Here is a 24,074-nt window from a genome sequence, read left to right as displayed (position 1 = left end):
CGCCATAGCCGCAGGGAAGATTTTACCTAAGCCGGTGTAAGGCACTCCGGCGCGTCCAGTTTCGGGTCGTTGACGAAATTCGCAAGGGCCCGCTCACGCAGTGTCGCCGGCGGGCTGGCGAGCAGCTCATGCAGGCGCGCCAGCGGTGTGTCCGGGTCCAGCCAGGCGGCTTGGCCGGCCTGGTCGAGAATCAACGGCCGGCGCTGATTCATCGCGGCCTGGGTCACCACCGCGCAGCTCAGCCACACCTGGTCCTGCACCGGATAGGCTTCCCACACGGCGGCAAAATACAACGATGCGCCCTCCCCCGGCGTCAGCCAGTAAGGCCGCTTACGCACCGAACCGCGCCACTCGTAAAAACCGTTGGCCGGCATCAGGCAACGGCGCAGACGAAACGCTTCGCGGAACATCGGCTGCTCGACCAAGGTCTCGGCCCGGGCATGGGCGGGGGTGCGGGAAAGGTCGGTGAGCCAGGCCGGGGTCAGCCCCCAGCGCGCCTTGGCCAGTTGCTGCTGGCCATCGAGCTGGCGCTGGATCAGCACCGAGGCACCGGGCGCGATATTCCATTGGGCCGGCTGGCCGGCAGGGAAGCCCGGCAGGCTGGCCAGCGCCTGGGGCCAGCGAAACAGGGCGTAACGTCCACACATGGGCGATTTCAGAACCTAGCAGATCAAGGTACCGGGATGACTCTCCGGCTCGTCGCCGGCAAGCGGCTGGGCACCATTGTACGCATCGATCAGTTGCCGTGCGTACTCGGCCTGCTCGTCGGGCACCGCAAGCCCGAGCAGGCCCTGCAACGGCAATTCGCCGGCAGCACCCATCAGGTCGCGACCGGCCAGGTGCACTTGAATGCCCTCGCTGGCGAGCATGCCCAGCAACATTTCAGCTTCCAGCAGGTTTTCAGGTTCGTAGATCCGCCGCATCAGTCGTTCTCACCGTAGACATCCAGCATCCATTCGTCGCCATGAACCTGCAGCACAAAGCGGATAGGCTTGCAGCACACCTGGCAGTCCTCGATGTACTCCTGATCCCCCCCGGACAGGTCCACTGTGGTTTCGACTTCCTCGCCACAATAAGGGCAATCGTAGAACGCTTGTTCGAGCATCGCGGCCTCCGAGGTGACTTGTGCGTATAATTGCCGGTCTGTTTACAGGGCTTGAGTGTGCCCGAGCCGTTTTTCGGGCCCCACCCCTTACCTTATTACCCTAGCCGTTTCCAACAAGAGAGCATGATGGGCGAATTCGATGCCATCCGACCGTACGACGACGCTGAGGTCCCTGCCGTTCTGGCACGCCTGCTCAGCGACCCGGCATTCCTCGATATCCTCACCCACTTCAAATTCCCACGTACCGCTGGTGCCCTCGGCTGGTTGCTCAAGCCGCTGATCGCCCGGCGCCTGCGCAAGGAATTCGCCGGCGTCACCTGCGTGTCGACCCTGCAGGACAAAGTCGAGTACTACGTCGACCAGACCATCGAACGTGCCACCGACGGCGTCACCTATTCTGGCGTCGAACAGCTCAAGTCGGGCACGGCCTATCTGTTCCTGGCCAACCACCGCGACATCGTCATGGACCCGGCCTTCGTCAACTACGCGGTGTACCACGCCGGCCTGCCGACACCCCGCATCGCCATCGGCGACAACCTGCTGCAGAAGCCGTTCGTCAGCGACATGATGCGCCTGAACAAGAGCTTCATCGTGCACCGCTCGATCAGTGGCCGCCGCGAAAAGCTCGCGGCCTACCAGTTGCTCTCGGCTTACATCAACCACTCGATCCGCAATGACGGCACGTCGATCTGGATCGCCCAGGCCGAAGGCCGCGCCAAGGACGGTGACGACCGTACCGATTCGGCGATCCTCAAGATGTTCCACATGAGCCGCAAGGACGAGCCGTTCGGCGCGGTGATCCAGAGCCTGAACCTGATCCCGGTGTCGATCAGCTACGAATACGACCCGTGCGACCAGGCCAAGGCCCGCGAGCTGTACATCCGCGCCACCACCGGCACCTACAAGAAGGCGCCGGGCGAGGACGACAACAGCATCGCCAAGGGCATCACTGGCTACAAGGGCCGGGTGCACATCAACTTCGCGCCACCGGTAACCGAGTACTACGAGGACACCAAGCAGCTGGCACAGGAAACCGACCGGCAGATCCTCGGCGGCTACCGCCTGTTCCCGGTGCATTACCTGGCCTATGCGATGTGGAGCGAGAAGGACGAGGCACTGCAGGTGCCGAGTGCCGAGCAGGTGTTCCCGGCTGAAGAACTGGCCAAGGCCAGGGAAGAATGGCAACGCCGCCTGGACGCCTGCCCTGAGGAACAGCGGCCGTATCTGGTGTTGCAGTATGCGACGCCGGTGCGCAACCAATATCAGGTCAAGCAGCAGGCGCCGGTTGCCTGACCGAATTTGGGGCTGCTTTGCAGCCCCAGGCATTTCAGATCCAGGTGCTGAACCAGGACAGCAGCAGGGCCATGGCCAGGCACGAAAACCCGAGGATGTAGTAGTAGCGCGGCACACGCTGGTCGAATGTATCCACTGGCCCCTCTTCCAACGCCAAACTTTCGCGGCTGATCGCCTCACGCCGCCGCGCATTCTGCAGCAGCAGCCCGCCTGGGCAGGTCAACAACAGCGCCAGCAGATTGATCAGCTTGGTCGGGTGGGCGGAAAGAAACCCCCAGAGCACTTGCAAGGACATCACGCAACCTCGGTCATAGCCACAGCGAAGCCCGGCATTCTACCGAAGTGCGACCAACCCGCCCGGTCTTGGCGACAAAGTGTCACTTAATTTCATCTGTCACGCTCTCGTCATCAGGGCAGGCCACTCTATCGGCCTTTTCCCGAACCGGAGCTTGTTGATGCTGCACGCCGAAAACCAGGACCGCCTCTATCTCGTGGCTCAAAGTGATGAGCAACAGGCGTTGATCGATGGTTTTGCCATCAATGTCCAGGACCGCCAGTGGCTGGTCTACTGCGCACTGGGTGGCCATGTGCACGAGGACCTGCCCGAGGTGGATGCCAGCACGGGTGTCAGCTTGCTGGACTTCCACATACAAGCCGCCTAGTTCGGTACCGACAACAAAAAACCCGCTACCTGGCGCTCAGGTAGCGGGTTTTTCATTGCGACGGAAGACTTATTCGCCCAGCACCTGACCGATGGTCGGGTCCTTGAACAGGCGGGTCAGCGCATCACTCAGTACATCACTTACCAGGGTGGTGTTGGTTTCCTGGTTCGGCGCCATGCCGAAGCGTTGGTCCAGCGAAGCACCGTAACGGCCGCTGTAACGGCGGTTGGCATTCGCCACATCGGCTCGGAAGGTGGCGCCGATGGTAGCTTCGGTCACGTACAGCTTGTCCTTCGGCGACTGGTACTTCAGCTCGGCCAGGGTCACGGTCAGTTGCGGTGCGTTGTAGGCGTTCGGCGTCGGGGTGAAGCCGAGCAGGCGCACGGCGGCTTCGGCCTGGGCCTGCAGCTTGGGCACGACATCATTGCCACTGACGCTGATGGTGCTGGTCTCGGGGTACATGCCACCGCGGGTGCCCAGGGACTGCGAAGCCCGCCCATCGACCACCTTGACCACCACCGGCTGGCCGTGGCCGACCGGAGCGAGTTGAGCCTTGAGCGTGGGTTGCGGGCTAAGTTGTTGCGGGCTGTGGGCACAACCGACCAGGCTGAGGCTGGCCACGGCGATCAAACCGAACAACAGACGTTGCAACATGCGCGTTTCTCCAGAAAATACGGCAAAGGCCCACAGTATACCCAGCCAGGCACAAACCAGTCATCGGTCCGGCCCGCTTGTCACAATCGTTTCATGGCCACGCCCTTATCCTTGCGCCAAGCCCAAACGCACAGGACGCACCGCCATGGCTTCGCTCTGGACACTGCTCGGCCAACGCCCGCGCCACAATGCCTATGCCCGCCTCGACGCCGACGGCAAATGCCTGGCTTTCAAGCAGTGCAGCCAGGCACCAAGCGGCAGCGGATGGGTGCGTATCAGTGAAATCCAGCTCGCCTGGCTGGGCCGTGAGCTGCCCGCCGAAGCCCGGGTTTGCGCTTCTGCAAGCCGCCGCTGGCACCAGCGCATCCTCGCGGCCTGACAAACGCTGCAATAAAAACCACGAATAACGACCTTTCTGCCCGCGACATCGTTATAATCTCCCCCCGATTATAAGGACGTCTCCTGATCGGGCCCCGCATTTGCCGATTGACCCCGGCACCTTCACCCGCTTCGCCCACAGAGAGCCTTCCACTCAGGTCTTGCATCGGCTGTCGTGCCTGCTTTTCCGGCCCTTCGCACTGCATGAACCTGCGGGTTGCCATCGCGCAGTCCCCTTTTGAGGTTCACGACTCCAAAAGAGCGTGAAAAAACGGTTTTCACTACTTCACAAGAGTGTGGCGAGCAAATGAACAGTCTGGCATGTGCAAAAGCGGCAGATGTGTCCCGAACAGCCCTGAACAGGCGGCTGAAGCGCTCATTTCGGATGAGTGCCTGAGGTCGTTCCATAGCGCACGCACGACACCTTGACCATAAGTCGAATTGCCGCACCCGTGGCAATCAGGGTTCAATATCGCAACCCAAAGACTGATTGGCGGTGTCCGCGGAAGTGGCAAGAACTGCGAAGAGTCGGACATGGCGATCCTGGCAACCCCAGTGGTCCTATGCTGTCAATTAGGTAGCTGTAGATTGTGGAGACGCGTTAAATGGCGCAGAACGAATCGGTTGATGTGGTACTGGTAGGCGCGGGCATCATGAGTGCCACCCTGGCCGTACTGCTCAAGGAGCTTGACCCGACCCTGAAGCTTGAGGTCGTCGAGGCAATGGACTCCGGAGCCGCGGAAAGCTCCAACCCCTGGAACAACGCAGGTACCGGCCACGCCGGCCTGTGCGAGCTGAACTACACGCCCCAGGCCGCCGATGGCAGCATCGACATCAAGAAGGCCGTACACATCAACACCCAGTTCGAGGTCTCGCGCCAGTTCTGGGCTTACCTGAGCAAGAAGAGCACCTTCGGCTCGGCACGTGCTTTCATCAACCCGGTCCCGCACCTGAGCTATGTCGAAGGTGACAAGGGCGTGTCCTTCCTCAAGAAGCGCTTCGAGCTGCTCAAGCAGCACCACGCCTTCTCCGAGATGGAATACACCGAAGACAAGGCCGTGATGAACGAGTGGATGCCGCTGATGATGCCAGGCCGCCCAGCCGACCAGCGCATCGCTGCAACCCGCGTGGCCAAAGGCACCGACGTCAACTTCGGCGCTCTGACCAACAAGCTGCTCAAAGTGCTGGGCGACAGCGCCGACGCGCAGGTCAAGTACAGCAAGAAAGTCGTCGGCCTGCGCCGTAAAGGCAGCGGCTGGACCGTGAGCATCAAGGACGTCAACAGCGGCGGTGCCCGCGAAGTCGACGCCCGCTTCGTCTTCCTCGGCGCTGGCGGCGCCGCCCTGCCGCTGCTGCAACTGTCCGGCATCCCGGAAAGCAAAGGCTTCGGCGGCTTCCCGGTCAGCGGCCAGTGGCTGCGTTGCGACAACCCGGAAATCGTCAAGCAGCACCAGGCCAAGGTGTACAGCCAGGCTGCCGTCGGCGCACCGCCGATGTCGGTGCCGCACCTGGACACCCGCGTGGTGGACGGCAAGACTTCGCTGCTGTTCGGCCCCTACGCCGGCTTTACCACCAAGTTCCTCAAGCATGGCTCGCTGATGGACCTGCCGCTGTCGGTACGCATGGGCAACATTGGCCCGATGCTGGCTGTGGCCCGCGACAACATGGACCTGACCAAGTACCTGGTCAGCGAAGTGATGCAGTCGATGGAGCAGCGCCTGGAATCGCTGCGCCGCTTCTACCCACAAGCCAAAGCCGAAGACTGGCGTCTGGAAGTGGCCGGCCAGCGCGTGCAGATCATCAAGAAGGACCCGAAGAAAGGCGGCATCCTGCAGTTCGGTACCGAGCTGGTCTCGGCACAGGACGGCAGCCTGGCGGCACTGCTCGGCGCTTCGCCGGGTGCTTCGGTGACCGTGTCGATCATGCTTGAACTGATCGAGCGCTGCTTCCCCGAGCAGGCCAAAGGTGCCTGGGCTGCCAAGCTCAAGGAAATCTTCCCGGCTCGCGAGAAGGCCCTGGCCGCCGATGCCGCCCTGTACCGCAAGATCAGTGCCGACAACGATGCGGCGCTGGAACTGGTGGAAGACAGCCCGGCCAAGCATTACGCCTAAGCCGGCCTGAAACCAAAAAACGCCCCTCGGGGCGTTTTTTTGTGCCTGAAATCTCTATCAGCCTGTGCCGGCCCTTTAGCGGGTAAACCCGCCCCCACAGAGACTGCGCTGCTCTCGAGGGCAGCGCAATTCCTGTGGGAGCGGGTTCATCGAAGCGTCGAACCGCCGCGAAGAGGCCGGGACAAGCCTGCAGATCAGCCGCGGGCCTTGGCGATGATCTCGACGTATTCCGGAGCGTTGCGCTGGTCGGCGATCACTTCAACGAAAGTCTTGCCGTGCTCGTCCTTGCCATCCAGGTCCAGGCCGGCTTCGACGAAGAAGCCCACGAAGCGCTCGAAGTCATCGACACGCAGGCCGCGGTAGCCTTTGATCAGCTTGTGGTGCGAAGGCGAGGTCACGCCATCGGCCGGCTCAAACTGTAGGAACGACTTGATGTAGTCGTCGCTGATTTCGTCACCAATCACCTGCTTCTTGTCTTTGCGCATTGCCGGCTCCAACTGACCATCATGGAATTTCGAAGGCCGGCAGTGTACCCCCCACAGGCGGCACGCCTCAACGCGAACGTACGGTGCCGGTGTGCAGGTCGGCCCAGATATGGCCGTTGGCGTAGGTCAGGAACTGCACATAGACCGTCTCGTTACGCAGCAGGTCCATGATCACCCGATAATCGCTGACCGGGTAATTCAGGCTCAAGGTTCGGGTCTTGTCGTCGTACACCGGTTTCTTCAGGCTTTTGCCAGCCTCCCCGTCGAAGTTGAGCAGCACCTGGCCGATTGTCGCGCCCTTGCTCAGCGGCTTGCCTTTGAGGCGCATCTGCAGCGAAGCGGTGATCGGGATCGGTTGCTGGTCAGACTGGCGCTGGGCCCCTACAACCACCGAGTAGTCGGTGACTTGCAGCAGTTGCTGGCCGGTCGGTGCTTCCTGGCGCAGGGACTGGTCATCGGGCGGGAGGAACTGGCTGTGCAGCGGTGCGGCGGCGATGGGCAAGCTCACCGCCAGCAGCAGGGGAAGAATCGCACGCATGTGAGGCTCCTTGGCATGAAGGAGCACTCTAGCACGCAGGCAACAGCAGATCTCAAGCGAACTGCGCGAGCATCCAGGCCTGGTATTCAGCCACGCCGGCCTCACCCTCACGTGGCGCCCATGGCGCATGCTCACCCTCGGCCAACTGGCGGTATGGGCCGGCCTTGCACTCGAACATGATGGTGTCGGGCTCGAGTGCCACCAGGCCATGGTAGACGCCAGGCGGCAGGTCTACACCCATGCACTCGCCTCCGGCTTCAAGAACGCGTGTACTGACCAGCGCGCCCTGCTCATCGAACAGCAAGAGGCCGATGCGGCCTTTGAGCGCGAGAAAGGTTTCGGCCTTGTCGTCACTCAGGTGCCGGTGCGGGGCGATGTAGGTCGATGGCTGCAGGCCGATCGCCAGGCGATGGCAAGGGTCTTCCATCTCATGGAAGTTGTGATGGTGCCGCAGACGTGGAGCATCGGCGGCTTTTTGCGCCAGCCCGGTTAGCAATGCTTGATCGATAAATGAAGGCTGACTCATGGTTACTATCCTTACAGTCCCTTGACCGCGAAAATGCCGTTAGCGTTACGCCAGTAGCCTTTATAGTCCATTCCGTAACCGAAGATATAGCGATCGATGCACGGCAGGCCGGCATAGCTCGCCTTCAGGCCCGGGCTGGCCTTGCGGTCGTGGTCTTTGTCGATCAGTACGGCGGTGTGTACCGCGCGCGCACCGGCATGCTTGCAGAACTCGATGATGGCGCTAAGGGTGTGGCCCTCGTCCAGGATGTCATCGACGATCAGCACGTCACGGTCGATGAACGACACTTCCGGCTTGGCCTTCCAGAACAACTCGCCACCACTGGTCTGGTTGCGGTAACGGGTTGCATGGATGTACGAGACCTCCAGCGGGAACTGCAGGTGGGTCAGCAGTTTGCCGGCGAAGATCAGGCCGCCGTTCATCACGCAGAACACCACGGGGTTGGTATCGTGCAGGTCCTTGCAGATCTGCTCGCCGACCTTGGCGATGGCCGCTTCGACTTCAGCTTCGTTGTAAAGGCAGTCTGCCTCGCGCATGACGTGACGGATGTGCTCGAGATCGGCGGACATGGCGCTCTCCAGGGGGGGCATTTTGGAAAAGCGGGCAAAGGTACGCATCCGCTCGTCACAGATCAAGCATTTATGGACTAACGTGCAAAAGGACTACACGACAGCAATGGCTGAATAGATTAATCTAGCGCGGTTTTTTTGCCCGCCTTTCGGAGCCCCCCATGCCTACTCGTGAGATCCGCCATCCGCTGATCCGCCACAAGCTCGGCCTCATGCGCCGTGCCGATATCAGCACCAAGAATTTTCGCGAACTCGCCCAGGAAGTCGGCGCGCTACTGACCTACGAAGCTACCCAGGACCTGCCCCTCGAAACCTACGAGATCGACGGCTGGTGCGGCAAGGTGCAAGTTGAAAAGATCGCCGGCAAGAAGATCACCGTGGTACCGATCCTGCGCGCCGGCATCGGCATGCTCGATGGCGTGCTCAGCCTGATCCCGGGCGCCAAGGTCAGCGCCGTCGGTGTTGCCCGCAACGAGGAGACCCTCGAAGCGCACACCTACCTGGAAAAGCTCGCGCCGGACATCAACCAGCGCCTGGCCCTGATCATCGACCCGATGCTCGCCACCGGCGGCTCGATGGTCGCCACCATCGACCTGCTGAAGAAGGCCGGTTGCAAGGAGATCCGCGCCATGGTCCTGGTCGCCGCGCCAGAAGGCATCGACGTGGTGGAAAAAGCCCACCCGGATGTACAGATCTACACCGCCTCGATCGACCAGCGCCTGAACGAGCATGGTTACATCGTCCCAGGCCTGGGCGATGCCGGTGACAAGATCTTCGGCACCAAGCAGAAGGACGCCTGACCATGCAGGACGGCTTCAACGACCCGCTCTGGCGCCAGGTCGTCTCGGGCGCGCAGATGCTCTTCGTGGCATTCGGCGCGCTGGTGCTGATGCCGCTGATCACCGGCCTCGACCCGAACGTGGCCCTGTTCACCGCCGGTATCGGCACCCTGCTGTTCCAGCTGGTCACCGGCCGTCAGGTACCGGTATTCCTGGCTTCGAGCTTTGCCTTCATCACCCCGATCATCCTCGCCAAGGGCCAGTTCGGCCTGGCCGAGACCATGGGCGGCGTGATGGCTGCAGGTTTCGTGTACACCTTCATGGGCCTGATGGTGAAGATCAAGGGCACCGGCTTCATCGACCGCATGCTGCCACCCGTGGTGATCGGCCCGGTGATCATTTCCATCGGCCTGGCCATGGCGCCGATCGCTGCCAACATGGCGATGGGCAAGGCCGGTGACGGCAGCGTGCTGCTGCCGTACAAGACGGCAATGCTGATCTCCATGCCAGCGCTGCTGACCACACTGATCGTGGCCGTGTTCGGCAAGGGCATCTTCCGCCTGGTACCGATCATTGCCGGCGTGCTGGTGGGCTTTGCCCTGTCGTTCGCCTTTGGCGTGGTCGACACCGTCAAGATCGCCGCCGCACCGTGGCTGGAAATCCCCAACTTCACCGCACCAGCCTTCAACTGGCAGGCCATCCTGTTCATCGTTCCGGTTGCCCTGGCGCCGGCGATCGAGCACATTGGCGGGGTGATTGCAGTCGGCAGCGTAACCGGTCGCGACTACCTGAAGAAGCCCGGCCTGCACCGTACCCTGCTGGGTGACGGCCTGGCCACCACCGCAGCTGGCCTGTTCGGTGGCCCGCCAAACACCACTTACGCCGAAGTGACCGGCGCGGTGATGCTGACCAAGAACTACAACCCGAAGATCATGACCTGGGCGGCGGTATTCGCCATCACCCTGGCCTTCATCGGCAAGTTCGGCGCGCTGCTGCAGAGCATCCCGGTACCGGTGATGGGGGGCATTCTGTGCCTGCTGTTCGGTTCGATCGCGGCGGTGGGCATGAATACCATGATCCGCCACAAGGTCGACCTGGCCGAAGCGCGCAACCTGGTGATCGTTTCTGTCACCCTGGTGTTTGGTATCGGCGGCGTGTTGGTCGGCAGTGGCGACGGCCCGGACGACTGGGGCCTGAAGGGTATTGCCCTGTGCGCCATCGTGGCGATCGCGCTGAACCTGATCCTGCCCGGCAATGATGCCTGGAAGCACAAGAAGCTGGATGATCAGCAGCACTGACCTGGCATTGGCCTGATCCGGCCCCTTCGCGGGTAAACCCGCTCCCACAGATTCCCCACTGCGCCAAGGCATGTGACCTATCTGTGGGAGCGGGTTTACCCGCGAAGAGGCCGGTACTGATTAACTAAAAATCAGACCTTCTCGCACATCCCCGCCAACACCTTCACCCACTCCGGGTGGTCATTCAGGCACGGCACCAGCACCAACTCCTTGCCGCCCGCCTCGATAAACTGCTCGCTGCCACGCATGCCAATCTCTTCCAGCGTCTCGATGCAGTCGGCAACGAACGCCGGGCACATCACCAGCAACTTCTTCACGCCGGCCTTGGCCAGCTCATCCAGGCGCGTCTCGGTGTAAGGCTCGATCCATTTGGCCCGCCCCAACCGCGACTGGAACGACACCGACCATTTGCCATCGGGGATGCCCATCTTCGTCGCAAAGGCCTTGGCTGTCGCCAGACACTGCCCGCGGTAGCACACCGCTCGCATCTCGGCGCTGGCGTCCTTGCAGCAGTCTGCCGCCTGGAAATCATGCTTGCCGGTGGGGTCGAGCTTCTTCAGATGGCGCTCTGGCAAGCCATGGAAGCTCAGCAGCAGGTGGTCGTAATCCTGCTGCAGATACGGCCTGGCACTGGCCACCAGGGCTTCGACGTACGCTGGGTGGTCGTAGAACGGTTGCAGCACCCGCAGCTGCAGCGGCAAGTGGCGTTCGGCAACGGTCTGCTGCGCCAGCGCCACCACGGTGGTCACCGTGCTGTCGGCGAACTGTGGATAAAGTGGCGCCAGGGTCACCTTGCGTACACCTTGTGCCGCCAGGCGCGCCAGCACCTCGGGCAGCGCCGGCTCACCGTAGCGCATGGCAACTTCCACCGGCCCGTGCGGCCAGTGCTCGACCATCGCCGCCTGCAGGCGGCGGGTCAGCACTACCAGCGGCGAGCCTTCATCCCACCAGATCGAAGCATACGCATGCGCCGACTGCTCCGGGCGCTTGACCAGGATCAGCGACACCAGCAGCCGACGCACCGGCCAGGGCAGGTCGATCACGTAGGGGTCCATGAGGAACTGGTTGAGGTAGCGGCGCACATCGGCCACCGAGGTGGAGGCCGGGGAGCCCAGGTTGACCAGCAACAGAGCGTGATCGGTCATGCAGCGTCCTATGTCAGAGGCGGCTGGACAAGTTGCCCAGCGCCGATTGCAGATCGTTGAAGCGGAAGGTGAAGCCTGCCGCCAGCAAACGCACCGGGCGCGCCCGCTGGCCGCCAAGCAGCAAGGTCGACAGCTCGCCCAGGCCAGCCTTGAGCAGCAAGCCAGGCATCGGCATGAACGCTGGCCGATGCAGCGCACGCCCCAACGCCTTGGCGAAATCGCGGTTGCGTACCGGTTCTGGCGCGCAGGCATTATAAGGACCGCTGGCATCCTTGTGCTGCAAGAGAAAATCTATCAGAGCGATCTGGTCGTCGATATGCACCCACGGCATCCACTGCCGGCCATCACCCAACGGCCCGCCAAGCCCCAGCTTGAACGGCAGGCGCAGGCGCGACAAAAAGCCGCCGTCACTGGCCAGCACGAGCCCGGTGCGCACCAGCACCACGCGAATGCCAAGCTGTTGTGCGCGCTGGGCGGTTTCTTCCCAGGCGATGCACAACTGGCTGGCGAAGTCTTCGCGAACCGGCGGCGAGGCCTCGGTCAATTCCCGCTCGCCGCCATCGCCATACCAGCCCACGGCGGAACCGGAAATCAGCACCTCGGGGCGCTGTTCACGGCTGCCCAGCCAGGCCAGCAGCTGTTCGGTAAGGGTGATACGACTGGCCCATAACAGATTGCGCCGCGAGCCCGACCACGGCCGATCGGCGATCGGCGCACCTGCCAGATTGACCACCGCATCCACCTGCTCATCGGCGCCCAGATCCTCCAGCCGGCCTATGCCACGCACCTCGCTGCCACACAATCGCGGCACCTGGTCAGGGCGCCGGCTCCACACGGTGAGGCGATGGCCCTTGCCAAGCCAGTATTGGCAAAGGTGCTGGCCGATCAACCCGGTACCACCTGTCAGCAATATATGCATGGCTGTGTCCTCGCAGCGTGCGGCCATGGTCTATTTTTAAGAACAAGGCACTTTTCCAGACCCATCGCTCTCGGATAAACATAGGCCAACATGGCTATGAAGCGGAATAACCTTATACAAAGTTTTTGCATTGTACAGGTTTGCCAGACAGCGTAGTCTGCCTACAGCAAGGTTCGAAGAGGCCATCATGACAGTACCTATTGCCATCATCGGTGCCGGTATCGCCGGCCTTTCCGCCGCCCAGGCCCTGCAAAAGGCCGGGCAGTCCGTTCACTTGTTCGACAAAGGCCACGGCAGTGGCGGGCGCATGGCCAGCAAGCGCAGCGAAGCCGGCGCGCTCGACCTTGGCGCGCAGTACTTCACTGCCCGTGACCGACGCTTCGTCGAGCAGGTGCAGCAGTGGGTAGCCGCTGGCTGGGCCGAGCAATGGAAGCCGCAGCTGTACAACTACCGCGATGGCGAGCTCACCCCCTCCCCCGATGAACAGACGCGCTGGGTTGGCGTGCCTCGCATGAGCGCCATCACCCGCGGCCTGCTCAAGGACGTCACGGTCAACTTTGGCTGCCGTATCGCCGAGGTGTTCCGCGGCAAGCAATTCTGGCACCTGCAAGACACTGAAGGGTGCAGCCATGGCCCATTCAGCCGCGTGGTGATCGCCGTGCCCGCGCCCCAGGCCACCCAGCTGCTGGCGGCCACGCCCAAGCTCGCGGCAGTGGCGGCCGGTGTGCAGATGGAGCCTACCTGGGCAGTCGCCCTGGCATTCCAGACAGCGCTGGATACGCCGATGCAAGGCTGCTTCGTGCAGGACAGCGCGCTCGACTGGCTGGCCCGCAACCGCAGCAAGCCCGGCCGTGAAGAGCACCTCGACACCTGGGTGCTGCACGCCACGTCCGACTGGAGCAAGCAGCACATCGACCTGGCCAAGGAAGAAGTCATCGAACAACTGTGGGGGGAATTCGCCGAGCTGGTCGGCTGTGTAGTTCCGGCACCCAGTTTCGCCCTGGCCCATCGCTGGCTGTACGCAAGGCCGGCCGGCAATCACGAATGGGGCGCACTGGCCGATGCCGACCAAGGGCTGTATGCCTGCGGCGACTGGTGCCTGTCAGGCCGCGTCGAAGGTGCCTGGCTCAGCGGCCAGGAGGCTGCGCGACGGCTGCTGGAACATCTCGAATAACATCGGTTGGCAACGCTTTACAGAAATACTTGTTGCATAACTTTCTGGCTGTGCTGGAATAAACTTGTACGCGCTTTCTTCCATGTACAAGTTTTCCGGAGACAGCCATGCACGAAACCGCCCCCGCGCATAAGCCCCGTATCGCTATCAGCGCCTGCCTGACCGGCCACAATGTGCGCTACAACGGCGGGCACAAAGCTTCCGATCTGTGCCGTGAGCAGCTGCAAGCGCACTTCGAATGGCTGCCGGTGTGCCCCGAGGTCGCAATTGGTCTGGGTATACCACGCGAGCCTATTCGCCTGGTCGGCGACCCCGAGCGGCCAACCGTGGTTGGCACGCGCAACCCGGGCACGGACCTGACCCGCCCCCTGCGCAACTACGCCGAACAGATGGCCGATGAGCTCGATGACATCTGTGGCTACATCTTCATGCAGAAGTCCCCCTCCTGCGGCCTGGAACGGGTCAAGGTCTATCAGGACAACGGCCACCCCGCGCCGCAAGGCGGCACGGGGGCGTATGCCGCAGCCTTCTGTGCCCGTCGCCCGGATCTGCCGGTGGAGGAGGAAGGTCGCCTGCATGACCCGGTGCTGCGCGAGAACTTCATCAGCCGCGTCTATGCGTACGCCGACTGGCAGCAATTACTGGTGCAAGGTTTGAGCCGAGGCGCGCTGGTACACTTCCATTCACGCTACAAGTACCTGCTGATGGCCAACAACCCCCAGGCCTATCGCCAGCTCGGCCGCCTGCTGGGCAGCATGAGCCGCGAAGATGACCCCGAACAGATCGGGCCACGCTATTTCACCCAGCTGATGCAGGCCCTGCGCCGCTGCGCCAGCCGTGGCACCCACTGCAATGTGCTGCAGCACCTGAGCGGCTACTTCAAAGACTCGCTGACACAGCAGGACAAGGCCGAACTGCAGCACATCATTGGCCAGTACCAGCAAGGCGAGGTACCGCTGGTGGTGCCGCTGACCTTGCTCAAGCATCACCTGCGCAAGCATCCGGATCCTTACCTGCAGCAACAGACCTACCTGCAACCGCACCCTGCCAGCCTAGGCCTGCGCAATGCTGTCTGAAGCACTCCTGCCGATCGGCGAACTGGCCCGGCGCACTGGCGTAAACCCTGTCACGTTGCGTGCCTGGGAGCGGCGGTATGGCCTGCTTAAACCACAACGTACCGCCAAAGGGCACCGCCTGTACGGGCAAGACCAGCTCGTGCGCGTGCAGGCGATTCTTGCCTGGCTTGAACGCGGCGCTTCAGTCGGCCAGGTTCGCGAACTGCTCGACCAGCCGCCAGAGCGGGCACCGATGGGCGACTGGCAACCGCGTCAACAGCAGCTGATAGAGGCCATCGCCAACCTTTCCCAGCGCGCCCTCGACCAGCAGCTTAACCAGGTCATGGCCTTGTACCCCGCCGTCACCTTGTGTGAACAACTGCTGCTGCCCTTACTGCAATCCCTCGCCGCGCGCTGGCGCAACCACTTCAACGCACGCCTTGAGCAAGTGTTTTTCCACACCTGGCTGCGCAGCAAGCTCGGGACCAGGGTGTATCACGACAATCAATCGTTACAAGGGCCGGCCGTGCTGCTGTGCGAAGACAGTGAGCGCCCGTTCGACCCAAGCCTGTGGCTGTGCGCCTGGCTGCTGAGCAGCAACGGCATCCCAGTCGAGGTTTTTGAGCAACCGGTGGCCAGCGCGCAGCTGCAACGTGCCGTGACCGCCCTGCAACCGCGGGCCGTGCTGCTGCACCTTGGACCACGTATCGATGCCAGTGCCTTGCAGCGTACCTTGCAGGGTATTGCCGGGACCAAGCTGCTGGGCGGCGCCACCATCGCCCTGCACCAGGCGCAGCTGCACGCTTTGGACCTATCCGACCTTTTCCTGTTCGATACCCCGCAGGCGGCATTGCGTGTGCTGCAAGGCAATGACCGCCGGCCTGTATAGACGAGTACCCCATGCAACTGATCTGGCTGCGCAGCGACCTGCGCATTGATGACAACTCCGCCCTCAGCGTCGCCTGCGAACGCGGCCCGACTGTGGCCTTGTGGCTGGCCAGCCCCGGCCAATGGCAGGCCCACGACGACGCCGCCTGCAAGGTCGATTTCTGGTTACGCAACCTGCGCCAGCTGCGCCAGTCGCTGGACACGCTGAACATCCCGCTGCTGGTGCGCAAGATCGATACCTGGGACCAGGCACCGGCCACCCTGCTCGAAGTCTGCCGCCAGCACAACATCGACGCGGTGCACTGGAACGACGAATACGGTATCAACGAAGAGCGTCGCGATGCCGCCACGCGCAAGCTGCTGGAAGACTCCGGTGTCCGCGCCCACAGCTACCTTGACCAGTTGTTCTTCCGCCCGGGCACCATCTTGACCCGCAGCGGCGACTACTTCCAGGTTTTCAGCCAGTTCAAGAGAGTCTGCCTTGAACACCTGCACCGCAGCCTGCCGTCACTGGCCAGGCGCGTGAAACCCCAGCAGCCACTGGATATCACCAGCGACCCGATCCCGCAGCATATCGATGGCTTCGACAAGCCTGCCCGCGCCCTGAGCGATCACTGGCCGGCCGGTGAACGCGAAGCACAGGTGCGGCTCGGCCGTTTTCTCGATGAAACGGTCGAGGACTACGAGCACCTGCGCGACCTCCCGGCCAAGCCCGGCACCAGCCAGCTGTCTGCCTACCTGGCCGCAGGCGTGATCTCGCCCCGGCAATGCCTGCATGCTGCCCTCGCCAGCAACCGCGGTGAGTTCGACAGCGGCAGCAGCGGCATTCAGACGTGGATCAACGAACTGCTGTGGCGTGAATTCTACAAACACATCCTGACGGGTTATCCACAGGTCTCCCGACATCGGGCTTTCCGCGCACAGACCGAAGCTCTGCCGTGGCGCAATGCGCCAGACGACTTCAAGGCCTGGCAGGAGGGCCGCACTGGCTTCCCGATCATCGATGCGGCCATGCGCCAACTGCTGCACACCGGCTGGATGCACAACCGGCTGCGCATGATCGTCGCCATGTTCCTCAGCAAGAACCTGCTGATCGACTGGCGGCTGGGCGAACGCCATTTCATGCGTCACCTGATAGACGGCGACTTGGCGGCCAACAACGGTGGCTGGCAGTGGAGCGCCTCGACGGGCACCGACGCAGTACCCTATTTCCGTATCTTCAACCCGGTTTCGCAGTCGCAGCGTTTCGACCCCGAGGGCCGGTTTATTCGCCACTGGCTGCCGGAGTTACGGGGTCTGGATGAAAAATCTATCCATCAACCGTTAAAGCACACTAATCTCTTTGCCGATAATCAGTATCACAGTCCAATTGTCGATCTCACCAGCAGTCGCCACCGTGCGCTGGAGGCATTCAAGAGCCTTCCACGCCGATAGGCTTAGAGGGCAGTAGCTTGAATCACTCGCGTCGTTTCTGGGTTACGGGGGCCAGCAATGGACTGGGTTTGGCCCTGGTGGAGCGCTTGCTCAATCAAGGACATCGGGTTGCAGCAAGTGGCAGGGAAAGCGAGGCGTTCGAAGCATTGGCAGTGCGCCATGGTAGTCGGCTGTTGAGCCTGCCTTGGCAATTGAATGAAAAAGGAAAAGCCACCAGCGCGGCAGAGCAGATATGCCATGCCTGGTGCTCGCTGGACGTGTTGATCATCAACGCCGGGACCAGTGACTACCTGGCCGATGGTGTCGCGGACAGCGAGTTGTTTGAGGCCACCGTCCATGGCAACCAACTGGCCGCCGAGCACTGCCTGGCCAATGCTCAACCGTTGCTGGCGCAGGGGCATGAGCCGCAGGTCATGGCGATCCTCAACCGTTATTCGGCCTTACAGCTTTACTCACCGACGCACGTGTCGGCAGGTTGGAACACTGTGCCGCAGTGGTTGCGCGAGCAGCGCAAGGTACTGAAAGACCAGGGGATTGACCTAACCGTGGTGGCGCCGCATTCGCTGAAGACGCCGGTGACTTCCGTACATGCCGTTCCAGATGCCTGGACGCCGCAAAGCGCGGCAGATGAACTGCTGGAGCGACTGGCGTTGCGCGAACCAGAGTTGGTGCTGGAGGTGCTGGATATCAGCAGTTTGTGGCCCCTGCCGCGCTAAATGACAGTCAGGCCATGCCCTTTGACAGGGCATGGCCTGGAGATTCAGAGCGCCATGCGGTAATGCAGGCTGTAGCTCTCGACACCATCGTTGGGTTCTTTGATGCCTGCATTAGAGTAGTGGATCGCTCTCACGCCGACTTCATGCCCCCCGGCAAAACGCAAGCCGAAACCAATCCGGTCCTCGAACTGGAACGATGAGCCCAGCTCATTGCTTTCAAGTTCGGTACTGGAAAATGCCGCCACGCCAATGCCCGCCTCGATATACGGTTTCACCGACTGGCCAGAAAATTCATAGACGAACACGGGTGCAAAAGACAGGCTGTGATTGCTCGCTGTCTCGTCGCCATCCCAGTAGGTATAGGCCCCGTCCCAGTATCCGGTCAGCCGGCCAACACTACTCTGCCACCAGCTCGAATCCCAGTTCGACTGAAGCCCCAGCCGATAGACCATGGTGGAGTCGCCGGTCTGGCCTACCGAAAAAGAAACATCGGCCGCTTGCGCAGCCATCACTTGCCCCAGAGTAACTGCGGCAGCCGCCGCCAAACCGAGCAGTTTCTTCATGAGAAACATCCTTCTTTCCATACTGTTGTTAGTACTCACGTGCCATCAGGCATGTGGTAGAAATCGGCAGCAGCAAGATAGTTCAGCTTCTATTCACGTTTTTTTCACAACGCGAAAGGTTGCACACTGTCAGAGCTTTGCCACAGCACAGGCAGGATTTGCTTCAACGCCAGCGGGTCGCCGCTGCTCCAGAAGCTTGCTTCGCGAGCCGGCCCGTCGGCCAGCAGCTCGCGCGCAGCCAGCAGGCGTTGCAACTGGCGCGCCACGGCTGCACCGGTATCGATGATGGCCACCTCGGCGGGCACCATCTCGGCCAGCAGTGGGCGCAGGAAGGGGTAATGGGTGCAGCCGAGGATCAGCGTGTCGCAGCCGGCGGCCAGCAGCGGCTGCACATAACCCAGCAGTAACTGGCGCAACTGCGGGCTCCCAAGGTCACCGGTTTCGATCAGCTCGACCAGCCCCGGGCAGGGCTGGGTGACCACTTGCACATCATTGGCGAAGCGGTCGAGCAAGGCGGCAAACTTGGCGCTCTGCAAGGTGCCCGTGGTGGCCAGCACACCTACAACGCCCGAGCGGGTGGCAGCAGCAGCTGGCTTGACTGCCGGCTCCATGCCAACCAGTGGCCAGTCGGGGTACAACTCGCGCAGGTCGGCGACTGCAGCCACGGTCGCGGTGTTGCAGGCCAGGACCATCGCCTTGGCACCTTGTGCCTGGAAGAACTCGGCTATGCGCCGGCAGCGCTGGCGGATGTAGTCCGGGGACTTCTCGCCATAGGGCACATGGCCACAATCGGCCACGTAAAGCAGCGACTCGTTGGGCAGCAGGCGCTGGATCTCGGCGAGCACCGACAAGCCGCCGACCCCCGAGTCCATCACGCCGACCGGCGCCCAGCGCTCAGCCATCGCGCTTGCCGCACACGGCGCAGGCCGGGTCACGCTTGACCCGCAGCTCACGCAGGCGCGTGCCAAGGGCATCGATCAACAGCAGGCGGCCAACCAGTGGCTCGCCAAAGCCTGCCAGCAGCTTCATCGCCTCCAGTGCCTGCAAGCTGCCAACCAGGCCTACCAGCGGGCCGATCACGCCGGCTTCGCTGCAGGTCAGTTCGTCTTCGCTGCCGTGGCCGTACAGGCAGTGGTAGCAAGGGCTGTTGTCACGGCGCGGGTCGAATACCGACAGCTGGCCTTCCAGGCGGATTGCCGCGCCGCTCACCAGCGGTTTGCCAGCCGCGAAGCAGGCCGCATTGACCGCCTCGCGCGTACCGAAGTTGTCGGAGCAGTCCAGCACCAGGTCGACCGCTGCCACGGCGGCGGCCAGGGAGTCTTCATCCAGTGCGTGGCGGTGGGCGACCAGGGTGATCTCAGGGTTGATCGCCTGCAGCCGCTGCAGCGCCGAATCGACCTTGCTCATGCCGACGCTGTCGCTGTCGTGGATGACCTGGCGTTGCAGGTTGGTCAGGTCGACGGTGTCGAAGTCGGCCAGGTGCAGTTCACCCACACCAGCGGCCGCCAGGTACAACGCCACCGGCGAGCCAAGGCCACCAAGGCCGACGATCAATGCCTTGCTGTGCTTGAGCCGCAGCTGGCCGTCGATGTCCACCTGGGCCAGCAGGATCTGCCGGCTGTAACGCAACAGTTCCTGATCGGTCAGCATGGCAGGCGCCCCAGTGAAATACGCTCATGGCCACCCAGGTCCTTGCGGCTGGCCACCTCGGTGAAGCCTTGTGCGCTCAGCAGGGCACGCACATCGGCGGCCTGATCGTAACCGTGTTCGAGCAGCAACCAGCCACCAGGCAGCAGATGCTGCGGCGCCTGGGCGACGATCACCCGCAGGTCATCCAGGCCATCGGTACCGGCCACCAGCGCGCTGCTGGGCTCGAAACGCACGTCACCTTCGACCAGGTGCGGGTCTTCGGCGCGGATGTACGGCGGGTTGCTGAGAATCAGGTCGAAGCGCTGCCCGGCCAGGCTGTCAAACCAGTGGCTGGCAAGCACCTGAACGTTATCCAGGCCCAGGCGCTGGCGATTGCGCTCGGCCAGGGCCACGGCTTCCTCGACGCGGTCCACGGCCGTCACTTGCCAGGCCGGGCAATCGCTGGCCAGGGCCAGGGCAATGGCGCCGGTACCAGTACCCAGGTCGAGGACCTTGGCGGGCGATGCGGGCTGCAACTGCAGGGCCGTTTCGACCAGCAACTCGGTATCCGGGCGCGGGATAAGCGTATGAGGCGCCACTTCCAGGTCGAGCTTCCAGAAGCCCTGCTGCCCCAGAATGTAGGCCACCGGTTCACCGCCACGGCGACGCTGCAGGTAGCCGGCGTAGGTTTCGGCATCCTCGCTGCTGACAATGCGCTCGGGCCAGGTGTGCAGGAAGCTGCGCGACTTGCCGATGGCGGCAGCCAGCAGCAGTTCGGCGTCCAGGCGCTCGCTGGGCGAATCGGGTAGCTGCGCGTTGCGCAAGAGGCTGGCAATGATGGTCATCAGTCCCCCAGGGCAGCCAGTTGGTCGGCCTGGTATTCGGCCAGCAACGGTTCGATCACGGCCTCCACGCCACCGGCGAGGATGTCGTCGAGGGAGTACAGGGTCAGGTTGATGCGGTGGTCGGTCACCCGCCCCTGTGGATAATTGTAGGTACGAATGCGTTCGGAGCGGTCACCGGAGCCGACCAGCAGCTTGCGCTCGCTGGCGATGGCGTTCTGCGCGGCGCTGGTCTGCATGTCGTTGAGCTTGGCAGACAACCAGGACATGGCGCGGGCGCGGTTCTTGTGCTGCGAACGCTCTTCCTGGCACTCGACCACGATGCCGGTGGGCAAGTGGGTGATGCGGATCGCCGAGTCGGTCTTGTTCACGTGCTGGCCGCCGGCGCCCGAGGCGCGGTAGGTATCGACGCGCAGGTCTGCCGGGTTGATCTCGATGGCCGCTTGCTCGTCGGGCTCGGGCAACACGGCCACGGTGCAGGCTGAGGTGTGGATACGGCCCTGGGATTCGGTTTCCGGCACCCGTTGAACACGGTGCGCGCCGGACTCGAACTTGAGCTTGCCGTACACATTGTCGCCTTCGACTCGGGCAATGATCTCTTTGTAGCCGCCGTGCTCGCCCTCGTTCTCGGACAGGATCTCCAGGCGCCAGCCACGCTTTTCGGCATAGCGCGAGTACATGCGGAACAGGTCGCCAGAGAAGATCGCCGCCTCGTCGCCGCCAGTGCCGGCGCGGATCTCGAGGAACACGTTGCGGCCATCGTTCGGGTCCTTGGGCAGCAGCATGCGCTGAAGGTTGGACTCCAGCTCGACCAGCTGTTCCTTGGCTTCGCGCACTTCCTCCACGGCCATCTCACGCAGGTCGGGGTCGGCGTCCTTGAGCAGCGCCTGGGCGCCTTCGAGGTCGTCCTGCACCTTGCGCCATTCTTTATAGGCGGCGTACACCGGCTCGACTTCGGCATATTCGCGGGAATAGGCGCGGAAGCGGGTCTGGTCGGATATGACTTCGGCGTCACCAAGCAGCGCGGTGAGTTCCTCGAAGCGGTCCTGGAGAATCTCCAGTTTGTTCAGCAGCGACGCTTTCATTGCGGGGATTTGTCCGTCGAGCCCTCATTGAGGGCAAAGAGTTCCTGGGCCATGGCCAGCGCATCAAGGCGGCCCTCGGCCGAGAGCTTTTTCAGCTGCACGCTGGGCGCATGCAGGAGTTTGTTGGTCAGCCCCCGGGCCAGTTGCGCCAGTACATCCTCGGGGTTGCCGCCATTGGCCAGCAGACGCTGGGCCTTTTGCAGTTCTTCGTCACGCAGGCGCTCGCTTCGCTGGCGGTAAGCGCGCAACACATCGACAGCGGCCAGTTCGCGCAGGCGCAGCATGAAGTCTTCGGCGCCCACCGAAACCAGATCCTCGGCGGCCTGGGCCGCGCCCTGGCGGCTCTTGAGGTTTTCCGCGACCACTTCGTGCAGGTCATCGACGGTGTACAGGTAGACGTCGTCGAGTTCGCCAACTTGCGGCTCGATGTCGCGCGGCACGGCGATGTCGACCATGAAGATCGGTTTGTGTCGGCGCTGCTTCAGCGCGCTTTCCACCGCGCCCTTGCCAAGGATCGGCAGCTGGCTGGCGGTGGAACTGATGACGATATCACTGTTGGCCAGTTCCTGCGGAATGTCGGCCAGCAGCACGGCATGGGCACCAAACTGCTCGGCAAGAATGCTCGCCCGTTCCAGGGTGCGGTTGGCCACGACGATGCGGCGCACGCCTTGCTCATGCAGGTGGCGGGCGACCAGAGTGATGGTTTCACCGGCACCGATCAGCAGGGCCTGGCTGCGGCCCAGGTCGGTGAAGATCTGCTTGGCCAGGCTGACTGCGGCGAATGCCACGGACACCGGGTTTTCGCCGATCGCGGTGTCGGTACGCACCTGTTTGGCAGCACTGAAGGTGGCCTGGAACAGGCGCCCCAGCAGCGGGCCGATGGTACCGGCCTCACGCGCCACCGCGTAGGCGGACTTCATCTGGCCGAGGATCTGCGGTTCGCCGAGCACCAGCGAGTCGAGCCCGGAGGCTACCCGCATCATGTGCTTCACCGCATCGTGCTCTTCGTGGATGTAGGCGCTGGCGCGCAACTCATCCAGGCTCAGCCGGTGATATTCGGCCAGCCATTGCAGCACGGCGTCGGCGGACAGATGGTCCTGCTCTATGTAAAGCTCGCTACGGTTGCAGGTCGACAGGATCGCCGCCTCACGGCTGGCGGTCAGTCGGCAGAGCTGCTGCAGGGCGTCGACCAGCTGCTCTGGGGTAAACGCCACGCGCTCGCGTACGTCTACCGAGGCAGTCTTATGGTTGATACCAAGTGCAAGAAAGGCCATGCAAGGTCGCTGGTTGTGACGGGAAGCCGATAATTGTCCTCTTTCGCAGGTTTTAGAACAACCACCGTTCGCTATTGTCGTGATAGGCCGGGCCGACCCGGCCCCGGGGAGCCCCGGTCCACGGCCGAGGCAAGCACGAAACCTGTGGGAGCGGGCTTGCCCGCGAAGAGGCCAGCGCAGGTTAAACCAATTTCTCGTGAGTCCCCCTCCCTCACCAGTCTGCTCGCCCCGAGCGATTGCACTGCTGGCACGTAATATTTCCTACAAAAACACCTTTCAATGAAATCTTTCGACAATATTCACAGCGGAGTTATCCACAATCTTGTAGTCCATTTCCCAAATACTGCCCTCTCTATTGCCTTCCCAGATATCGGTGCCTAGCCTTGCCAATCACTGACCGGACCAAGTTACCCGTCAGCACTTCACACCCTGAATAGATTGCCAAGGAGAGGTAAGCATGGCATTTGATGCGTACATAAAAATCGACGAAATACCAGGTGAGGCCCTGGATGAAAAATATAATAAATGGATTGAGGTTACCGGCTACGAGTTTGGCGTCAGCCAAAGCACCTCAGCCACTGCAAGCTCTGCCGGTGGCGCCACCTCGGGCCGCACCGCCGTCAGCAACTTCAGATTCACCAAGTTTCTCGACAGTGCCAGTTGCAAACTGATGGAAGCCAGTTGTGCCGGCCTGCATCTGAAAGAAGTGAAACTCGCGTTGTGCCGCGCAGGCGGCGACAAACTCAAGTATTACGAGGTCATTCTCGAAGAAGTGATCATTGCCGACTACACACAGAGCGCTGCCGATGGTGTGCCGATCGAGGTAGTGCAACTCGATTACGGCCGAATCAAGACCACCTATACCCAGCAGAAACGCATCGACGGCTCTGGCGGCGGTAACATCGCTGGCGGCTGGGACCGGATCAGCAACAAGAAATACGCGTGAGGATAA

The 24,074-nt window shown here is 62.4% G+C and carries 29 protein-coding genes; 12 read left to right on the top strand and 17 right to left on the bottom strand.

The features are described from left to right. Positions 1-26: 26 nt before the first annotated feature. From H040_RS20295 to H040_RS20285, 3 genes are read right to left on the bottom strand one after another with little or no spacing between them, the layout of a single operon-like run. Entirely contained in the window at positions 27-647 is a 621-nt protein-coding gene (locus tag H040_RS20295; protein WP_027918331.1) for an SOS response-associated peptidase, read from the bottom strand. 15 nt (positions 648-662) lie between these two features. Further along, the gene (locus tag H040_RS20290; RefSeq protein ID WP_027918330.1) at positions 663-923 is read right to left on the bottom strand and encodes a putative signal transducing protein; all 261 of its coding nucleotides are present in this window, start codon (positions 921-923) and stop codon (positions 663-665) included. Next, positions 923-1,105 (bottom strand): CPXCG motif-containing cysteine-rich protein, encoded by a 183-nt coding sequence (locus tag H040_RS20285; RefSeq protein ID WP_027918329.1) that lies wholly within the window; start codon positions 1,103-1,105, stop codon positions 923-925. Before H040_RS20285 ends, H040_RS20290 begins: the two co-directional genes overlap by 1 nt. 123 nt (positions 1,106-1,228) lie before the next feature. Here H040_RS20285 and H040_RS20280 point away from each other — a divergent pair, with 123 nt between their 5' ends. Then, positions 1,229-2,398 (top strand): 1-acyl-sn-glycerol-3-phosphate acyltransferase, encoded by a 1,170-nt coding sequence (locus H040_RS20280; RefSeq protein WP_081784272.1) that lies wholly within the window; start codon positions 1,229-1,231, stop codon positions 2,396-2,398. A gap of 34 nt (positions 2,399-2,432) precedes the next feature. Here H040_RS20280 and H040_RS20275 read toward each other — a convergent pair whose 3' ends face one another. Then, entirely contained in the window at positions 2,433-2,693 is a 261-nt protein-coding gene (locus H040_RS20275; protein ID WP_027918327.1) for a hypothetical protein, read from the bottom strand. A gap of 160 nt (positions 2,694-2,853) precedes the next feature. Here H040_RS20275 and H040_RS20270 point away from each other — a divergent pair, with 160 nt between their 5' ends. Beyond that, positions 2,854-3,060: a hypothetical protein gene (locus H040_RS20270; RefSeq protein WP_027918326.1), complete on the top strand. Its 207-nt coding sequence runs from the start codon at positions 2,854-2,856 to the stop codon at positions 3,058-3,060. 69 nt (positions 3,061-3,129) lie between these two features. Here H040_RS20270 and H040_RS20265 read toward each other — a convergent pair whose 3' ends face one another. Next, on the bottom strand, positions 3,130-3,714 hold the full coding sequence (locus H040_RS20265; protein ID WP_027918325.1) for a YajG family lipoprotein: 585 nt from the start codon (positions 3,712-3,714) through the stop codon (positions 3,130-3,132). A gap of 145 nt (positions 3,715-3,859) precedes the next feature. On the opposite strand from H040_RS20265, the gene H040_RS20260 reads away from it, so the two are divergent. Continuing rightward, complete coding sequence (locus tag H040_RS20260; protein WP_027918324.1) at positions 3,860-4,093, top strand: hypothetical protein; 234 nt, start codon at positions 3,860-3,862, stop codon at positions 4,091-4,093. Between the two features lie 604 nt (positions 4,094-4,697). Then, on the top strand, positions 4,698-6,203 hold the full coding sequence (mqo, locus tag H040_RS20255; protein WP_027918323.1) for a malate dehydrogenase (quinone): 1,506 nt from the start codon (positions 4,698-4,700) through the stop codon (positions 6,201-6,203). 194 nt (positions 6,204-6,397) lie between these two features. Here the strand turns inward: mqo and H040_RS20250 are convergent, their stop codons facing one another. From H040_RS20250 to H040_RS20235, 4 genes are all read right to left on the bottom strand, one after another. Further along, on the bottom strand, positions 6,398-6,688 hold the full coding sequence (locus H040_RS20250) for a PA4642 family protein (protein ID WP_027918322.1): 291 nt from the start codon (positions 6,686-6,688) through the stop codon (positions 6,398-6,400). A gap of 67 nt (positions 6,689-6,755) precedes the next feature. Beyond that, a complete protein-coding gene (locus tag H040_RS20245) occupies positions 6,756-7,226 on the bottom strand; it encodes a hypothetical protein (protein WP_027918321.1) in 471 nt (156 codons plus the stop codon). A 52-nt stretch (positions 7,227-7,278) separates the two neighbouring features. After that, entirely contained in the window at positions 7,279-7,752 is a 474-nt protein-coding gene (locus H040_RS20240; RefSeq protein ID WP_027918320.1) for a WbuC family cupin fold metalloprotein, read from the bottom strand. 11 nt (positions 7,753-7,763) lie between these two features. After that, a complete protein-coding gene (locus tag H040_RS20235; protein ID WP_027918319.1) occupies positions 7,764-8,321 on the bottom strand; it encodes a hypoxanthine-guanine phosphoribosyltransferase in 558 nt (185 codons plus the stop codon). A gap of 161 nt (positions 8,322-8,482) precedes the next feature. Between H040_RS20235 and upp the strand changes: the two genes are divergently transcribed. Together upp and H040_RS20225 are read left to right on the top strand one after the other, a co-directional pair. Beyond that, complete coding sequence (upp, locus tag H040_RS20230; RefSeq protein ID WP_012316249.1) at positions 8,483-9,121, top strand: uracil phosphoribosyltransferase; 639 nt, start codon at positions 8,483-8,485, stop codon at positions 9,119-9,121. Between the two features lie 2 nt (positions 9,122-9,123). Next, a complete protein-coding gene (locus H040_RS20225) occupies positions 9,124-10,398 on the top strand; it encodes a uracil-xanthine permease family protein (protein ID WP_027918318.1) in 1,275 nt (424 codons plus the stop codon). A 131-nt stretch (positions 10,399-10,529) separates the two neighbouring features. Here the strand turns inward: H040_RS20225 and hemH are convergent, their stop codons facing one another. Both hemH and H040_RS20215 read right to left on the bottom strand, forming a co-directional pair. Then, positions 10,530-11,543, bottom strand: a complete 1,014-nt coding sequence (hemH, locus tag H040_RS20220) for a ferrochelatase (protein WP_027918317.1) — start codon at positions 11,541-11,543, stop codon at positions 10,530-10,532. 13 nt (positions 11,544-11,556) lie between these two features. After that, positions 11,557-12,462, bottom strand: coding sequence for a TIGR01777 family oxidoreductase (locus H040_RS20215; protein WP_027918316.1), 906 nt, complete (start codon positions 12,460-12,462; stop codon positions 11,557-11,559). A gap of 187 nt (positions 12,463-12,649) precedes the next feature. Between H040_RS20215 and H040_RS20210 the strand changes: the two genes are divergently transcribed. The 5 genes from H040_RS20210 (at position 12,650) to H040_RS20190 (ending at position 17,729) form a co-directional block, all read left to right on the top strand. Further along, positions 12,650-13,636, top strand: coding sequence for an NAD(P)/FAD-dependent oxidoreductase (locus H040_RS20210; RefSeq protein WP_027918315.1), 987 nt, complete (start codon positions 12,650-12,652; stop codon positions 13,634-13,636). 107 nt (positions 13,637-13,743) lie between these two features. Next, on the top strand, positions 13,744-14,712 hold the full coding sequence (locus H040_RS20205; protein ID WP_027918314.1) for a YbgA family protein: 969 nt from the start codon (positions 13,744-13,746) through the stop codon (positions 14,710-14,712). Further along, on the top strand, positions 14,702-15,580 hold the full coding sequence (locus H040_RS20200) for a MerR family transcriptional regulator (RefSeq protein ID WP_027918313.1): 879 nt from the start codon (positions 14,702-14,704) through the stop codon (positions 15,578-15,580). The genes H040_RS20205 and H040_RS20200 overlap by 11 nt, the downstream gene beginning before the upstream one ends. Positions 15,581-15,591: 11 nt before the next feature. Further along, entirely contained in the window at positions 15,592-17,013 is a 1,422-nt protein-coding gene (gene phrB, locus H040_RS20195; RefSeq protein WP_027918312.1) for a deoxyribodipyrimidine photo-lyase, read from the top strand. A gap of 17 nt (positions 17,014-17,030) precedes the next feature. Next, on the top strand, positions 17,031-17,729 hold the full coding sequence (locus H040_RS20190; protein ID WP_027918311.1) for an SDR family oxidoreductase: 699 nt from the start codon (positions 17,031-17,033) through the stop codon (positions 17,727-17,729). A gap of 44 nt (positions 17,730-17,773) precedes the next feature. Here H040_RS20190 and H040_RS20185 read toward each other — a convergent pair whose 3' ends face one another. The 6 genes from H040_RS20185 to hemA form a co-directional block, all read right to left on the bottom strand. After that, positions 17,774-18,292, bottom strand: a complete 519-nt coding sequence (locus H040_RS20185) for an acyloxyacyl hydrolase (RefSeq protein WP_027918310.1) — start codon at positions 18,290-18,292, stop codon at positions 17,774-17,776. A 104-nt stretch (positions 18,293-18,396) separates the two neighbouring features. Further along, complete coding sequence (gene murI, locus H040_RS20180; protein WP_027918309.1) at positions 18,397-19,194, bottom strand: glutamate racemase; 798 nt, start codon at positions 19,192-19,194, stop codon at positions 18,397-18,399. Beyond that, complete coding sequence (locus tag H040_RS20175) at positions 19,187-19,942, bottom strand: molybdopterin-synthase adenylyltransferase MoeB (protein WP_027918308.1); 756 nt, start codon at positions 19,940-19,942, stop codon at positions 19,187-19,189. Before H040_RS20175 ends, murI begins: the two co-directional genes overlap by 8 nt. Beyond that, positions 19,936-20,766 carry a peptide chain release factor N(5)-glutamine methyltransferase gene (gene prmC / locus H040_RS20170; protein WP_027918307.1) on the bottom strand — a complete coding sequence of 277 codons (831 nt, stop codon included), beginning with the start codon at positions 20,764-20,766 and terminating at the stop codon, positions 19,936-19,938. The genes H040_RS20175 and prmC overlap by 7 nt, the downstream gene beginning before the upstream one ends. Then, complete coding sequence (gene prfA, locus H040_RS20165) at positions 20,766-21,848, bottom strand: peptide chain release factor 1 (RefSeq protein WP_027918306.1); 1,083 nt, start codon at positions 21,846-21,848, stop codon at positions 20,766-20,768. Before prfA ends, prmC begins: the two co-directional genes overlap by 1 nt. Continuing rightward, entirely contained in the window at positions 21,845-23,122 is a 1,278-nt protein-coding gene (gene hemA, locus H040_RS20160; protein WP_027918305.1) for a glutamyl-tRNA reductase, read from the bottom strand. Before hemA ends, prfA begins: the two co-directional genes overlap by 4 nt. A 457-nt stretch (positions 23,123-23,579) precedes the next feature. On the opposite strand from hemA, the gene H040_RS20155 reads away from it, so the two are divergent. Continuing rightward, on the top strand, positions 23,580-24,068 hold the full coding sequence (locus H040_RS20155; RefSeq protein WP_027918304.1) for an Hcp family type VI secretion system effector: 489 nt from the start codon (positions 23,580-23,582) through the stop codon (positions 24,066-24,068). The last annotated feature ends 6 nt before the right edge of the window (positions 24,069-24,074 follow it).

This window comes from Pseudomonas sp. URMO17WK12:I7 (genome assembly GCF_003269045.1).
Lineage (GTDB): Bacteria > Pseudomonadota > Gammaproteobacteria > Pseudomonadales > Pseudomonadaceae > Aquipseudomonas > Aquipseudomonas putida_J.
The sequence above is the reverse complement of the archived record's forward strand: the minus strand, read 5'-3'. Positions and strand labels throughout refer to the sequence as shown.

Bases quoted from the DNA above. Each gene is read 5' to 3' on its own strand.
- H040_RS20185 (WP_027918310.1), bottom strand. From the start codon at position 18,292: ATGAAGAAACTGCTCGGTTTGGCGGCGGCTGCCGCAGTTACTCTGGGG.
- H040_RS20250 (WP_027918322.1), bottom strand. From the start codon at position 6,688: ATGCGCAAAGACAAGAAGCAGGTGATTGGTGACGAAATCAGCGACGAC.
- prfA (WP_027918306.1), bottom strand. From the start codon at position 21,848: ATGAAAGCGTCGCTGCTGAACAAACTGGAGATTCTCCAGGACCGCTTC.
- H040_RS20175 (WP_027918308.1), bottom strand. From the start codon at position 19,942: ATGCTGACCGATCAGGAACTGTTGCGTTACAGCCGGCAGATCCTGCTG.
- H040_RS20290 (WP_027918330.1), bottom strand. From the start codon at position 923: ATGCGGCGGATCTACGAACCTGAAAACCTGCTGGAAGCTGAAATGTTG.
- hemH (WP_027918317.1), bottom strand. From the start codon at position 11,543: ATGACCGATCACGCTCTGTTGCTGGTCAACCTGGGCTCCCCGGCCTCC.
- H040_RS20235 (WP_027918319.1), bottom strand. From the start codon at position 8,321: ATGTCCGCCGATCTCGAGCACATCCGTCACGTCATGCGCGAGGCAGAC.
- phrB (WP_027918312.1), top strand. From the start codon at position 15,592: ATGCAACTGATCTGGCTGCGCAGCGACCTGCGCATTGATGACAACTCC.
- murI (WP_027918309.1), bottom strand. From the start codon at position 19,194: ATGGCTGAGCGCTGGGCGCCGGTCGGCGTGATGGACTCGGGGGTCGGC.
- H040_RS20205 (WP_027918314.1), top strand. From the start codon at position 13,744: ATGCACGAAACCGCCCCCGCGCATAAGCCCCGTATCGCTATCAGCGCC.
- H040_RS20245 (WP_027918321.1), bottom strand. From the start codon at position 7,226: ATGCGTGCGATTCTTCCCCTGCTGCTGGCGGTGAGCTTGCCCATCGCC.
- prmC (WP_027918307.1), bottom strand. From the start codon at position 20,766: ATGACCATCATTGCCAGCCTCTTGCGCAACGCGCAGCTACCCGATTCG.
- H040_RS20210 (WP_027918315.1), top strand. From the start codon at position 12,650: ATGACAGTACCTATTGCCATCATCGGTGCCGGTATCGCCGGCCTTTCC.
- H040_RS20240 (WP_027918320.1), bottom strand. From the start codon at position 7,752: ATGAGTCAGCCTTCATTTATCGATCAAGCATTGCTAACCGGGCTGGCG.
- H040_RS20285 (WP_027918329.1), bottom strand. From the start codon at position 1,105: ATGCTCGAACAAGCGTTCTACGATTGCCCTTATTGTGGCGAGGAAGTC.
- H040_RS20270 (WP_027918326.1), top strand. From the start codon at position 2,854: ATGCTGCACGCCGAAAACCAGGACCGCCTCTATCTCGTGGCTCAAAGT.
- H040_RS20280 (WP_081784272.1), top strand. From the start codon at position 1,229: ATGATGGGCGAATTCGATGCCATCCGACCGTACGACGACGCTGAGGTC.
- upp (WP_012316249.1), top strand. From the start codon at position 8,483: ATGCCTACTCGTGAGATCCGCCATCCGCTGATCCGCCACAAGCTCGGC.
- H040_RS20200 (WP_027918313.1), top strand. From the start codon at position 14,702: ATGCTGTCTGAAGCACTCCTGCCGATCGGCGAACTGGCCCGGCGCACT.
- H040_RS20260 (WP_027918324.1), top strand. From the start codon at position 3,860: ATGGCTTCGCTCTGGACACTGCTCGGCCAACGCCCGCGCCACAATGCC.
- H040_RS20265 (WP_027918325.1), bottom strand. From the start codon at position 3,714: ATGTTGCAACGTCTGTTGTTCGGTTTGATCGCCGTGGCCAGCCTCAGC.
- hemA (WP_027918305.1), bottom strand. From the start codon at position 23,122: ATGGCCTTTCTTGCACTTGGTATCAACCATAAGACTGCCTCGGTAGAC.
- H040_RS20155 (WP_027918304.1), top strand. From the start codon at position 23,580: ATGGCATTTGATGCGTACATAAAAATCGACGAAATACCAGGTGAGGCC.
- H040_RS20215 (WP_027918316.1), bottom strand. From the start codon at position 12,462: ATGCATATATTGCTGACAGGTGGTACCGGGTTGATCGGCCAGCACCTT.
- H040_RS20295 (WP_027918331.1), bottom strand. From the start codon at position 647: ATGTGTGGACGTTACGCCCTGTTTCGCTGGCCCCAGGCGCTGGCCAGC.
- mqo (WP_027918323.1), top strand. From the start codon at position 4,698: ATGGCGCAGAACGAATCGGTTGATGTGGTACTGGTAGGCGCGGGCATC.
- H040_RS20225 (WP_027918318.1), top strand. From the start codon at position 9,124: ATGCAGGACGGCTTCAACGACCCGCTCTGGCGCCAGGTCGTCTCGGGC.
- H040_RS20275 (WP_027918327.1), bottom strand. From the start codon at position 2,693: ATGTCCTTGCAAGTGCTCTGGGGGTTTCTTTCCGCCCACCCGACCAAG.